The 12394-nt window shown below is 51.9% G+C and carries 13 protein-coding genes and 1 pseudogene; 8 read left to right on the forward strand and 6 right to left on the reverse strand.

Annotated elements, in window-relative coordinates; genetic code table 11:
- Nucleotides 1-35: 35 nt before the first annotated feature.
- A pseudogene (locus B9P82_RS01910) lies at nt 36-1267 on the forward strand (MFS transporter).
- A gap of 28 nt (nt 1268-1295) precedes the next feature.
- Here the strand turns inward: B9P82_RS01910 and B9P82_RS01915 are convergent.
- From B9P82_RS01915 to B9P82_RS01925, 3 genes are all read right to left on the reverse strand, one after another.
- Nucleotides 1296-1577: a hypothetical protein gene (locus tag B9P82_RS01915; RefSeq protein WP_019076373.1), complete on the reverse strand. Its 282-nt coding sequence runs from the start codon at nt 1575-1577 to the stop codon at nt 1296-1298.
- Nucleotides 1578-1683: 106 nt separating this feature from the next.
- Entirely contained in the window at nt 1684-2499 is an 816-nt protein-coding gene (locus tag B9P82_RS01920) for a Cof-type HAD-IIB family hydrolase (protein WP_101699867.1), read from the reverse strand.
- The gene (locus B9P82_RS01925; protein ID WP_029139467.1) at nt 2499-3707 is read right to left on the reverse strand and encodes an MFS transporter; all 1209 of its coding nucleotides are present in this window, start codon (nt 3705-3707) and stop codon (nt 2499-2501) included. Before B9P82_RS01925 ends, B9P82_RS01920 begins: the two co-directional genes overlap by 1 nt.
- Nucleotides 3708-3792: 85 nt before the next feature.
- Here B9P82_RS01925 and B9P82_RS01930 point away from each other — a divergent pair, with 85 nt between their 5' ends.
- Complete coding sequence (locus B9P82_RS01930) at nt 3793-4353, forward strand: TetR/AcrR family transcriptional regulator (protein ID WP_029139468.1); 561 nt, start codon at nt 3793-3795, stop codon at nt 4351-4353.
- Here B9P82_RS01930 and B9P82_RS01935 read toward each other — a convergent pair.
- Both B9P82_RS01935 and B9P82_RS01940 read right to left on the reverse strand, forming a co-directional pair.
- Nucleotides 4340-5137, reverse strand: coding sequence for an SDR family NAD(P)-dependent oxidoreductase (locus B9P82_RS01935; protein WP_101699868.1), 798 nt, complete (start codon nt 5135-5137; stop codon nt 4340-4342). The genes B9P82_RS01930 and B9P82_RS01935 overlap by 14 nt on opposite strands.
- Before the next feature lie 270 nt (nt 5138-5407).
- A complete protein-coding gene (locus B9P82_RS01940) occupies nt 5408-7093 on the reverse strand; it encodes an aspartate:alanine antiporter (RefSeq protein ID WP_016152406.1) in 1686 nt (561 codons plus the stop codon).
- A 269-nt stretch (nt 7094-7362) separates the two neighbouring features.
- Here B9P82_RS01940 and B9P82_RS01945 point away from each other — a divergent pair, with 269 nt between their 5' ends.
- Nucleotides 7363-7743, forward strand: a complete 381-nt coding sequence (locus B9P82_RS01945; protein ID WP_016152407.1) for an inner membrane protein YbjM — start codon at nt 7363-7365, stop codon at nt 7741-7743.
- Between the two features lie 34 nt (nt 7744-7777).
- Here B9P82_RS01945 and B9P82_RS01950 read toward each other — a convergent pair whose 3' ends face one another.
- The gene (locus B9P82_RS01950) at nt 7778-8041 is read right to left on the reverse strand and encodes a GrxA family glutaredoxin (protein ID WP_016152408.1); all 264 of its coding nucleotides are present in this window, start codon (nt 8039-8041) and stop codon (nt 7778-7780) included.
- A 172-nt stretch (nt 8042-8213) separates the two neighbouring features.
- Here B9P82_RS01950 and B9P82_RS01955 point away from each other — a divergent pair, with 172 nt between their 5' ends.
- The 5 genes from B9P82_RS01955 (at nt 8214) to potF (ending at nt 12285) form a co-directional block, all read left to right on the forward strand.
- Nucleotides 8214-8504: a YbjC family protein gene (locus tag B9P82_RS01955; RefSeq protein WP_016152409.1), complete on the forward strand. Its 291-nt coding sequence runs from the start codon at nt 8214-8216 to the stop codon at nt 8502-8504.
- Nucleotides 8488-9210, forward strand: a complete 723-nt coding sequence (gene nfsA / locus B9P82_RS01960) for a nitroreductase NfsA (RefSeq protein ID WP_101699869.1) — start codon at nt 8488-8490, stop codon at nt 9208-9210. The genes B9P82_RS01955 and nfsA overlap by 17 nt, the downstream gene beginning before the upstream one ends.
- 59 nt (nt 9211-9269) lie before the next feature.
- Complete coding sequence (rimK, locus tag B9P82_RS01965) at nt 9270-10172, forward strand: 30S ribosomal protein S6--L-glutamate ligase (RefSeq protein WP_016152412.1); 903 nt, start codon at nt 9270-9272, stop codon at nt 10170-10172.
- 90 nt (nt 10173-10262) lie between these two features.
- Nucleotides 10263-10739 (forward strand): type III secretion system chaperone family protein, encoded by a 477-nt coding sequence (locus tag B9P82_RS01970; RefSeq protein WP_016152413.1) that lies wholly within the window; start codon nt 10263-10265, stop codon nt 10737-10739.
- Between the two features lie 433 nt (nt 10740-11172).
- On the forward strand, nt 11173-12285 hold the full coding sequence (gene potF, locus B9P82_RS01975; protein ID WP_101699870.1) for a spermidine/putrescine ABC transporter substrate-binding protein PotF: 1113 nt from the start codon (nt 11173-11175) through the stop codon (nt 12283-12285).
- Nucleotides 12286-12394 lie beyond the last annotated feature (109 nt).

The following is a 12394-nucleotide window of genomic DNA, read 5'->3' on the forward strand; positions in this document are numbered from 1 at the left end:
CACTTTGCGCGATTTTTCTATAGTTAAGAGACTGCATGCAGAACCGTTTATCTTCAGGCGCCCGTTTGGGGCGTCAGGCATTACTTTTCCCTCTCTGTCTGGTGCTTTACGAATTCTCTACTTATATCGGCAACGATATGATCCAGCCCGGAATGTTGGCGGTGGTGGAGCAATATAATGCCGGATTAGATTGGGTGCCCACATCCATGACCGCCTATCTGGCTGGCGGCATGTTTTTGCAGTGGTTATTAGGACCGCTGTCGGATCGAATTGGACGTCGCCCGGTGATGTTAACCGGCGTGCTCTGGTTCATTGTGACCTGCCTTGCAACCCTGCTTGCGCAGAATATTGAGCAATTTACCTTCCTGCGTTTTTTACAAGGGATAAGCCTGTGCTTTATTGGCGCGGTGGGTTACGCCGCAATTCAAGAATCCTTTGAAGAAGCGGTGTGCATAAAAATTACCGCGCTGATGGCAAACGTAGCGTTGATTGCGCCCCTGCTGGGGCCGTTGGTCGGTGCAGCCTGGGTACATGTTCTGCCGTGGGAAGGGATGTTTATCCTGTTTGCCGCCCTGGCCGCCATCTCTTTTTTTGGTCTGCAACGCGCGATGCCGGAGACGGCAACCCGGCTTGGTGAAAAGCTGTCGATTAAAGAGCTGGGCAAAGATTATAAGCTGGTGCTGAGGAACGTGCGCTTCGTTGCAGGCGCGCTGGCATTGGGTTTTGTCAGTCTGCCGTTACTGGCGTGGATTGCGCAGTCCCCGATTATAATCATCAGCGGTGAACTCTCAGCAGCTACGAATATGGCCTATTGCAGGTGCCGATTTTTGGCGCATTGATTGCCGGTAACCTGGTACTGGCGCGCCTGACCTCACGAAAAACCGTACGTTCGCTGATTATCATGGGCGGCTGGCCAATCGCCGTCGGGCTGGTGATTGCCGCTGCGGCCACGGTGGTGTCATCCCACGCTTATCTATGGATGACGGCGGGTTTAAGCATCTATGCGTTTGGTATTGGCGTGGCGAATGCGGGACTGGTACGTCTGACGCTGTTTGCCAGTGAAATGAGTAAGGGCACGGTTTCTGCCGCCATGGGTATGTTGCAGATGCTGATTTTTACCGTCGGTATTGAGCTGAGTAAACACGCTTATCTGCTCGGAGGAAACGGCTTGTTCAGCCTGTTCAATCTGGCAAGCGGCGTACTGTGGGTGATTCTGATGGTTATCTTCCTGAAAGATAAACGGGTAGGGGATTCACGGGAAGGTTAAAGCCCGGTTGCCCGGGCCAGGCAAAAACTTAGTGGTGATCGTCAATCTGGTGTTCGATGATCATTCCTTCACCGACGCTTGCAACATGTCGCGCATAAGGATGTGCGCGATAGACTGGGGCTGGGGCAGGCGCCGGAGCAACATACACCGTTTGTGGCGCGGTGGTGACGCTGACCGCCTGCGGAACGCTGACGGAAGAGGGCACTACCACCACCTTATAACCGCTTGGTACATCAACGGTAACGCTTTGCGCAAATGTTGTCCCCGCAAAACCCAGCAACAATGTCGCTATCAGTACACTTTTCTTCATAATCCGCTCGTCTGAATATTCACTGGAGGTAATAATCCAGCGGGTTAATTTGAGGCGGATTATGAATAGATCATGCCATCATTTTGTTGCCGTCTGTGCTGAGGCGTTATTGCGTAAACGGTGCTTCATTCCTTAACACGCGGTCGATAATATCCAGCACGCCCTCTTCGTTGTTCGACCCTGCGCGATATTTTGCCGCCTGGATCACCGGCTCATGGGCGTTCGCCATTGCAAAACTAAATCCTGCCTGACGCAGCATCTCAATATCATTTCCGCCATCGCCAAACACAACAACCTCATCGTCGGTAATATTCCAGCGTTGTTGCAGCAGACGCAGACCGTTTGCCTTATGCACACCGGGTATAATTAAATCGATGCTGCCGTAGCCGGTATGTACCGGCACCATAATGTCGCCAATCGCCTCATGGAGGTCAGCCTGCACCTGGGGGATACGATCGTCTGAAATATTTAGCCCGAACTTGAAGAAAATGTCGTTGAGGTTGTCAAAATTATCCACAAATTCAAGACGATGATAATACATGGCGGAGACCGTCTTATGCTCATCGCTGTACCGCTTCAGGGTATAGGCGCTATTTTTACCGCAGGCGATAATGTCGATGTCCGTACGGGTCAGCAGATGTTCCACGATGGCCTGGAAATCGTCTTTTGCCAGCTCGCCGTTAAAGACATCTTCCCCTTCACTGACCACCCATCCGCCGTTTTCGGCAACAAATGAGATTTCACTGGCCAGTTCAGGGAAAAAGGAGATGAGCTGGTAATACTGGTTGCCGCTGGCGACCACAAAGCGGATCCCTTGTTCTTTCATCTGGCGGTATTGCGCCATAAAGCGCTCACGATTATAGGTTTTTTGGTCGCTTAAAAATGTGCCGTCCATGTCGACTGCAATCAGTTTGATACGCATTAGCTGTTCTCCATCACAGTGGTGTTTTTGAGATCCGGTTTTGCCACCGCTTTCGCGACGATGGCGGCGACAAGCACCAGCGCCAGCACCACCAGCATAGCGCTACGCAGGCCGTAGTGTTCACCCAGGTAGCCCAGCAGCGGTGGTCCAACCAGGAATGCCAGATAGCCGGTAGTGGCGACAACGCTGACGCGGGTTGGCGCATCGGGGCCGGTGTCGCTGGCAGCCGAAATGGTCAGTGGGAAGCCCAGTGATGCGCCGAGTCCCCACAGAATAACGGAAACACCCGCCACCCAAGTGCTGTCGACAAAAATAATCAGGCTAATCCCAAGAGCCCCCATAAGCGCACTGGCGCGTACTACCGCGACGCGGCTGTAGCGGTCGATGAACCAGCCGCCAGTAAATCGTCCAACGGTCATACCCAGCGTAAATCCGGCATAAATCAGCGAGCCTGATGTCGGGCTAAATCCATGTCCGTCCACCATCAGCAGCGGAAGCCAGTCGTTGGCGGAACCTTCAGCAAATGCCATTGCAAGCACCACGACGCCAATCAGCAATAGCTGAATATCGCGATAAAAAGGCAGTCCTTTTTCGCCGGAGTGAGACCCGTCAGCGGCATTTTTACCCGTGCCGTCAGGAATGGCTTTGATGGCGATGAAGATAGGGGTGATTGCCACCATCGCCGCCAGCAAGATATGCGCGGTCGCCGGTACGCTGAAGGCGGTAAGCATCATCCCGACTCCGGCACCCGCTAGCGTTCCCAGGCTGTAAAAACCGTGCATCATCGGCAGTACGGTTTTATTCATTTCGCGCTCAACAGCCGCACCTTCGACGTTGATGGCAACTTCTGCTGCGCCAAAGCTGGCGCCGAACACGCCCAGACCAAATGCGAAAAGCCATGCGGAATGCAGCCAGAGCGCCACGCTGAGGATTGCCATTCCGAGGACTGCGCAAGACATGGTGGTGCGGATCACTTTACGCGTGCCAAATCGTTTCACCAGCCAGGCCGAACAAAGAATGCCACTCATCGAACCAATTGAAAGTCCAAACAGCACCGCGCCCATTTCGGCGGTTGAGATGGAGAGGATATCTCTGATGGCAGGGGTACGCGTTGCCCAGGAAGCCATTAATAATCCTGGTAAAAAGAAGAACGTGAACAGTGCCCAGGTGCGACGTCTTAAGGCTTTGCGTGATGAGATGCCAGTCATGAATTCGAGCCGAAGAAAAGAGGAAAGAAGACAACCTTAGCAAGGTTGTGTACATTTGTACACAAATGCAAGAAGAGGTAATGCAGTGCGACGTGCGAACGATCCGCAACGGCGGGAAAAAATAGTTCAGGCGACTCTGGATGCGGTAATAGCCCATGGTATTCATGCGGTTACACATCGGAAGATTGCGACAATTGCTCAGGTGCCCTTGGGTTCTATGACCTATTACTTTTCGGGAATTGATGAGCTTTTAATGGAGGCGTTTGACCGTTTTACTGACAGGATGATGCTGCAGTATCAGGCTTTTTTTGCCGACGTTGCGGATGCGTCGCAGGCTTGCCATGCGATTACCGATATGATTTACAGCTCCCAGGTCACGACACCCGATAACATGGAACTCATGTATCAGCTGTATGCCTTCGCCAGCCGTAAACCGGCACTAAAAACGGTGATGCAAAACTGGATGTTACGCAGCCAACAAACGCTGGAGCAGTGGTTTGCTCCGGTTACGGCGCGGGCGCTGGATGCGTTTATTGAAGGGATGACGCTGCATTTTGTCACGGACAAAAAACCACTGCGGCGAGAAGATATCTTGCTGATGGTGGAGCGTATTGCGGGGTTGCCCGCAACGGTCAGTTGTGCGTAGCGCCGCCGGTAATATTCACCACCGTTGCGGTGATTGCTCCGGCATGGTCTGAAGCCAGAAAGGTCATTACCTCAGCGATTTGTGCAAGCGTAGGCAGACGCCCAAGCATGGTACTTTGCGCCGCACCAGCTAACCATTGTGCGACGGTAATACCCATTGACTGCGCTTTAGCGGTAAAAATTTCCCCGGTATAGGAACCGGCCTGAACGGCATCCACAATCGCATGCGAGCGCACGCCGACGACCCGAATATTCGCCGGCCCCAGTTCGCTGGCAAGCGCTTTAATAAAGGCCTCTGTTCCCGCACAGCCAACGATGTGTCCCAGATGTCCAGGGATCGCCATCGGGGCCGCTGGCGCAACAACGGTGAGAATGACGCCCGCACGATTGCCGCCCATGTGTGGTGTTACGGCTTTTGTGATATTGAACTGCGCCGAGAGGAAAGGGGTGATACCGCTCATAAACTCAGAAAGGGATAACGCCTCGATGCGTTTGCCCTGTTCATGCATAAAGCCGGTTGCGTTAACCACCACATCTATTCCACCGGTTTGCTGCGCAAGGTGAGTAACTTGTTTTGAGGTACCGTATTCGTCGAGGACATCGGTGACAAAGGTTTCGACGGCACCGCCCGCGGTTCGAATGCTACTGGCCGCCCAATCCAGCTTTTCCTGACTGCGCGCGCCCAGATACACATGAGCGCCTTCACGCGCCATAGCATGCGCAACTGCACTGCCTATAGCGCCGCTGCCACCGAAAATTACCGCGACTTTGCCTGCGAGTAACATAGCAACCACCTATTACCATTTAGCTCTGACTAAAAGTATGTGTCATAACCAGCATGCTGCAAATGTGACAGAGAGTTTCGGGGGAGGGAGTCAGCGATCGCAAAATTCAGGCAACAAAAAACCCATCAACCTTGAACCAAAACGGCGGGGTTGATGGGCTCCACAAATTGGGGACATCAAAGAAAAGCAGTGGCAATAGTTATGACTGACGTCTTGAAGAAAAGTTCTGCTTACCTGCAAAAAATTTTCGTTTAAGAGTAAATTTCAGCGCTAACCAAGCCCAGGCCAGACAATGACGATGAGTGTCCCCGCTAATGTCAGCAGTACGTTGGCAATTGCGTAGGTCCCGGCATAGCCTAATGCGGGGATGTTGCTGCGTGCCGTATCGCTGATGATTTCCATTGCCGGAGCGCAGGTACGCGCGCCCATCATGGCGCCAAAAAGCAGGGCGCGGTTCATGCGCAATACGTAAGCACCGAATAAGAAACAGATGACAACCGGCACCAGGCTGACAACCAGGCCGGCAATCAGCATTTGCCCACCCACGGCGCCAAGGCCATTGCCAATGCCGCTGCCCGCGCTTAAACCGACGCCTGCCATAAATACCATCAGGCCAAACTCTTTGACCATGTTCAGCGCCCCCTGTGGGATATAGCCAAACGTTGGATGGTTGGCACGCAGGAAGCCCAGCATGATCCCAGCGAACAGCAGTCCAGCCGCATTCCCGATGCCGAAGCTGAAATTACTGAACTGGAAGGTGATCATCCCGATCATCAGACCGATGATAAAGAAGGCGCAGAAGGCCAGCAGATCGGTCACCTGACTGTGAATGGAAATGAAGCCGATACGATCGGCAATGGTTTTGACGCGGCGAGCATCCCCACTGACCTGCAGCACGTCGCCTTTATTAAGCACGACGTTGTCATCGATAGGCATTTCAATCTGGCTACGGATCACGCGGTTGAGAAAACAGCCGTGATCGGTCAGCTTCAACTGGGCCAGGCGGCGGCCAACGGCATTGTGATTTTTCACCACAATCTCTTCAGTGACGATGCGCATATCGAGCAGATCGCGATCGAACACCTCTTTACCATTACGGAAGCTTGGATCGAGGCGGGCATGCGCATCAGGATAACCCACCAGGGCTATCTCATCGCCCATTTGCAGTACCGCGTCGCCATCCGGATTGGCCAGAATGCCGTTGCGACGGATGCGTTCAATGTAACAACCGGTCTGGCGATAGATACCCAGCTCGCGCAGATTTTTGCCATCGGCCCATGCCACCAGTTCCGGGCCAACGCGATAGGCACGAATTACCGGCAGATAAACCTTACGGTTGGCATCAGTATCCAGACCCCGTTCACGTGCGATTTGTTGGGCGCTGGTTTGCAGATCCTGATGCTGAAGTTTCGGCAGGTAGCGCGCGCCAACAATCAGACTGACCAAACCAATCAAATAGGTGAGCGCATAACCGAGGCTCAGGTTATCGAGGGCGGTTGAAAGCGATGTCCCCGACATTCCGGAATGGCGCAAGGTGTCACCCGCGCCGACCAGCACCGGCGTTGAGGTCATCGAACCGGCCAGCATACCTGCCGTCAGGCCGATGTCCCAGCCAAATAGCTTACCCAGCCCCAGGGCGATCAGCATGGCGCTGCCGACCATCACCAGAGCAAGCATTAGATAATTTTTCCCATCGCGAAAAAAAATCGAAAAAAAGTTGGGACCGGCTTCGACGCCGACACAAAAAATAAACAGCATAAAGCCGAGATTTAATGCATCGGTGTTAATACTAAAGTGCTGTTGACCTAATAATAGGGACACCACTAAAACGCCAATGGAATTACCGAGTTGGACTGAACCCAGACGTAATTTACCCAGACACAGGCCCAGTGCCAGGACCACAAATAATAACAGGATGTAATTCCCATTTAACAAATCTGCGACGTTTATATTCACGGAGACTAACTTCTTGTTTACTAGTAAGCTATTGAAAGAAATGGCAATTTACGCTAATGTTTTTGCCAGAAATTAAGGGGCGACAGCTTCGTACACAGCCCCGAATAATGCAGCATAACAATATATGCGGTTAGTTTAATCTCATTACGTATCAACGGCTATAAGAATCGTGTGAGTGTGTTTTTGGCATGGAATGCCTGGTTACTTTATCTGACTGGACGCCTGCGGGCGAAAAGAGTGTTCGATAGAGAATGTGTCAGGAGGAACAATTGAAACATAAGCAAAGTTGGGCGGGTGCGGTCTGCTGCTTTGTGCTCTTTATTGTGGTGTGTCTTTCATTAACGCTGAACGTGAAAGGGGCATTCAGAGCGGCAGGGCATCCTGAGGTCGGATTGTTGTTTTTTATCCTGCCTGGTGCTGCAGCAAGCTTTTTCTCCCATCGTCGGGAGGTGCTCAAACCCCTTCTTGGTGCCATGTTGGCGGCGCCGTGCTGTCTGTTACTGATGCGGTTCGTTTTTATGCCGACGCGTTCATTGTGGCAAGAGCTGGCGTGGTTGTTTAGTGCGGTGTTTTGGTGCGCGCTTGGCGCATTGTGTTTTTTGTTTATCAGCAACTTGTTCAATCAGCATCATCGACGGAAAAAGAACTGAAGACGCCCTCCAGCGGAGGGCGTAGAAACGGCGATCAGGCGAACAGATTCATGTTCTCTTTTGCCCACGCTTCAAAATCCGTGCAGCCGCCGATGTGTTTTTGATCAACAAAAATCTGCGGAACGGTTTCAACTGGCTTACCTACCGTCTTTTCCAGATCGGCTTTCGTAATACCTTCGGCATGGATATCAATGTAGCGGAAGTTAAAATCGTCATGCTCATTGCTTAATTTTTCTGCTAATTCTTTTGCGCGCACGCAATACGGGCACCCTGGACGACCAAAAATAACGGCAAACATCTCTCTCTCCTCGAACTTATCAGGCCGGATGGCAATACTTGTTATGATGCCGCGATTTGTGACGGATGAAAAGCAGGTTCAGCCTGTTGCTTTGATATCCTCAAGCTATAACTGTTAAACACGACAAGCCGGAACGTTTTATAATGAAAGCCATTTCGCCGGGAGGCCGCTTATGCGCACAATTGGTGCATTACCCAAAAGCGTATTGATGCTGGAAATAATCGGGATGGTTTTGTTATCGCTGGCGCTGCTATCGCTTAACGATTACCTCACTTTACCCGCACCGCTTGGCAGTCCGTTAGCCTGCGTGGTGATGATATTTCTGGGTGTGCTGCTGATGCTTCCCGCCGCGGTGGTATTAACGTGGCGTATTGCTCAACTGGTTGCGCCGCAGCTGATGTCACGAACCCCCGGTGATTCTTCACGTTCAGACAGAGAAAAAAGAGATGACGCCAACCATTGATTTACTTCGTAGCCACCGTTCCATTCGCCATTTCACCGATGATGCCATTTCAGATGCGCAGCGGGAGGCGATTATTGCCGCCGCTCAGGGGACCTCAAGCTCCAGTTTTTTACAATGCACAACCATCGTTCGCATAACGGATAACGCCTTGCGTGAATCACTGGCTACTTTATCCGGCGGACAAAAACATGTAGCGCAGGCTGCCGAGTTCTGGGTGTTTTGCGCTGACTTTAATCGCCATTTGCAGATTTGCCCTGACGCGCAACTCGGGCTGGCGGAACAGCTGCTACTGGGCGTTGTTGATACCGCGATGATGGCGCAAAATGCGCTGACGGCGGCAGAGTCTTTGGGACTTGGCGGCGTGTTTATTGGCGGTCTGCGAAATAATATTGAGCCGGTCACTGAACTTCTGAAGCTTCCGCAACATGTTCTGCCGTTGTTTGGGCTATGCATCGGCTGGCCTGCTGATAACCCGGATATCAAGCCGCGACTGCCAGCGTCGCTTGTGGTGCACGAAAATCAGTATCAGCCACTCAACAAAGACGTTTTGTCGCAATATGATGAGCAGCTCGCGCAGTACTATCTGACCCGCGGGAGCAATACGCGCCGTGACACCTGGAGCGACCATATTCGCCGCACCATCATTAAAGAAAGTCGTCCCTTTATCCTGGAATATTTGCATAAACTGGGATGGGCTACGCGCTAAAGATTTTAACGCAGTGTATGATACGCCAGCTTTTACCAGGTCATTCAGAGAGGTGCAGGGTGAAAATTGCCATTTTGTCCCGGGACGGAACGCTCTATTCTTGTAAGCGCCTGCGTGAAGCGGCGATGCAGCGTGGTCACCTGGTTGAAATTATCGATCCCCTTTCTTGCTATATGAACATCAGCCCGGCGGCGTCCTCTATTCATTACAAGGGCCGCCAGCTTCCTCATTTCGATGCAGTGATCCCAAGGATTGGTTCAGCGATTACCTTTTACGGTACCGCGGCGTTGCGCCAGTTTGAGATGCTGGGTAGCTATCCGCTGAATGAGTCGGTAGCGATTACGCGTGCGCGCGATAAGCTGCGTTCGCTGCAGCTGCTGGCGCGTCAGGGAATCGATTTACCCATCACCGGGATTGCTCACTCTCCGGACGATACCAGCGACATGATTGACATGGTTGGCGGCGCGCCGCTGGTGGTGAAACTGGTTGAAGGTACGCAGGGGATCGGCGTGGTACTGGCGGAAACGCGCCAGGCCGCAGAAAGCGTGGTGGATGCCTTTCGTGGGTTGAATGCCCATATTCTGGTTCAGGAATATATCAAAGAAGCGAAAGGGCGAGATATTCGCTGTTTCGTGGTGGGTGACGAGGTGGTGGCCGCCATTGAGCGCCGGGCCAAAGAAGGTGATTTTCGTTCTAACCTCCATCGCGGTGGGGTTGCCACTATTGCGAATATCACGCCGCGCGAAAGGGAAATTGCGCTCAAAGCCGCTCAGACAATGGGTCTGGACGTTGCTGGCGTTGATATTCTGCGTGCTGAACGTGGGCCGCTGGTCATGGAGGTCAACGCTTCTCCTGGCCTGGAGGGGGTGGAGAAAACCACCGGAATAGACATTGCCGGCAAGATGATCCAGTGGATTGAGCGTCACGCTACGCCTGAATTTTGCCTTAAAATCGGCGGCTAAGCACAATATCGATTGCGATCGTAGTATGACACGCTCTTTTTGCGTAAGCTGTGCCGGTATTTTTTTCATCAATAGAGGTCGCACATTATTATGACATCACTGGTCGTTCCCACTCTGGATACGTTGCGTCAATGGCTCGACGACCTGGGCATGAGTTTTTTTGAATGCGATACCTGTCAGGCGCTGCATTTGCCGCACATGCAGAATTTTGACGGCATCTTTGATGCAAAAGTTGATTTGGTCGATAACGTCATTCTGTTTTCTGCGATGGCAGAAGTCAGACCTTCTGCACTACTGCCGCTGGCCGCCGATCTGTCTGCGATTAACGCCAGTTCACTGACGGTGAAAGCCTTTCTGGATATGCAGGATGATAATCTGCCAAAGCTGGTGGTCTGCCAGTCTTTATCCGTTATCCCGGGCGTGACGTTTGAGCAGTTCGAATATTTTGTTCGCCAGAGTGAAGAGCAAATATCGATGGTGATCCTCGAGGCCGGTGCGCATCAGCTGTTATTTAACGCTGAAGAAGATGCGCAAAACAGCAACGCCGAAGTTCATTTCCTCCATTAATTCTTCCTGAATCTGGACATATATTGCGCAGCCGCTGCCAAAGCGGTTGCGTATTGCCTGTTTTTATTCTGCATTTAACCGTTCATTAAAGAATTATTCACCTCCATTCAGCGCCTTCCGCTGTATGTCATAGACAATTCATGCATAAAAAATTGATAAAAGACGTTTTTTAATCTGGGCTATATCCACAAATCCTGGCTAAAGTTATTCTTGCGAAGCTTATCAACGTCATCATTCAAACAGCCCCTTGTGGCCTGACCTGTGGCCACAATGCATATTGAATGCATGGGCGGATAACAGCGCGCAATAGCGGCGTGAGGAGAGGCCTCTCTTTTCATGGGTGCCGCTTGAAAGAATATGCACGTTTCTTGCATATCATTAGAGTGTGACATTTTTGTTCGTTTGTTAACGAACTTTCAGAAGGAAAGAGATTATGACCGCCTTAAATAAACGATGGTTACCAGGCCTGGTTGCGGGTGTTCTGATGGCCATCTCTGCTGGCACGCTCGCTGCTGAACAAAAAACGCTGCATATTTATAACTGGTCTGATTATATTGCCCCAGATACGGTGGCTAATTTTGAAAAAGAGACCGGAATTAAAGTTATCTATGACGTATTTGATTCCAATGAAGTGCTGGAAGGTAAGCTCATGGCTGGCAGTACCGGCTTTGACCTTGTCGTTCCATCCGCCAGTTTCCTTGAGCGTCAACTGACCGCGGGCGTCTTCCAGCCGCTGGATAAGAGCAAATTGCCTGGCTGGAAAAACCTCGATCCTGAATTGCTGAAGCTGGTGGGTAAACACGATCCGGACAACAAGTTTGCGATGCCGTATATGTGGGCAACAACCGGTATTGGCTATAACGTGGATAAAGTGAAAGCGGTACTGGGGCCGGATGCGCCGGTTAATAGCTGGGATTTGATCCTCAAGCCAGAAAATCTGGAAAAACTCAAAAGCTGCGGCGTCTCTTTCCTCGACGCGCCCGAAGAAGTGTTTGCCACCGTGCTGAATTATTTGGGTAAAGATCCAAACAGTACCAAAGCGGATGATTACACCGGACCGGCAACCGATCTGCTGTTGAAACTGCGCCCGAACATTCGCTACTTCCACTCCTCGCAGTACATTAACGACCTGGCAAACGGTGATACCTGCGTGGCGATTGGCTGGGCCGGGGATGTATGGCAGGCGGCAAACCGGGCGAAAGAAGCGAAAAATGGCGTCAATATTTCCTTCTCAATTCCTAAGGAAGGTGCGATGGCCTTCTTTGATGTGTTCGCGATGCCTGCCGATGCGAAAAACAAAGACGAAGCCTATCAGTTCCTCAACTACCTGCTGCGCCCTGATGTAATTGCGCATATTTCTGACCACGTGTTCTATGCCAATGCCAACAAAGAAGCGACAGCACTGGTCAGCCAGGACGTGCGCGACAACCCGGGCATTTACCCGCCTGCGGATGTTCGCGCCAAGCTGTTCACGCTGAAAGTACAGGATCCGAAGATCGACCGTGTACGTACTCGCGCCTGGACGAAGGTAAAAAGCGGGAAATAACCCGATGTACGGGACGTGACCCGGCAGGATTTACACCTGCCGGGCAGTGTTGATCCCGGACACATATAACCCGGCAATACGCACCACCGTGGTGCGTTATTTGCACCGT

The sequence above is a fragment of the Citrobacter sp. L55 genome, from assembly GCF_002850715.1.
Taxonomy (GTDB): domain Bacteria; phylum Pseudomonadota; class Gammaproteobacteria; order Enterobacterales; family Enterobacteriaceae; genus Citrobacter; species Citrobacter braakii.

Bases quoted from the DNA above. Each gene is read 5' to 3' on its own strand.
- B9P82_RS01915 (WP_019076373.1), bottom strand. From the start codon at position 1,577: ATGAAGAAAAGTGTACTGATAGCGACATTGTTGCTGGGTTTTGCGGGG.
- B9P82_RS01920 (WP_101699867.1), bottom strand. From the start codon at position 2,499: ATGCGTATCAAACTGATTGCAGTCGACATGGACGGCACATTTTTAAGC.
- B9P82_RS01925 (WP_029139467.1), bottom strand. From the start codon at position 3,707: ATGACTGGCATCTCATCACGCAAAGCCTTAAGACGTCGCACCTGGGCA.
- B9P82_RS01935 (WP_101699868.1), bottom strand. From the start codon at position 5,137: ATGTTACTCGCAGGCAAAGTCGCGGTAATTTTCGGTGGCAGCGGCGCT.
- B9P82_RS01950 (WP_016152408.1), bottom strand. From the start codon at position 8,041: ATGTTTGCCGTTATTTTTGGTCGTCCAGGGTGCCCGTATTGCGTGCGC.
- B9P82_RS01955 (WP_016152409.1), top strand. From the start codon at position 8,214: ATGCGCACAATTGGTGCATTACCCAAAAGCGTATTGATGCTGGAAATA.
- nfsA (WP_101699869.1), top strand. From the start codon at position 8,488: ATGACGCCAACCATTGATTTACTTCGTAGCCACCGTTCCATTCGCCAT.
- B9P82_RS01970 (WP_016152413.1), top strand. From the start codon at position 10,263: ATGACATCACTGGTCGTTCCCACTCTGGATACGTTGCGTCAATGGCTC.
- potF (WP_101699870.1), top strand. From the start codon at position 11,173: ATGACCGCCTTAAATAAACGATGGTTACCAGGCCTGGTTGCGGGTGTT.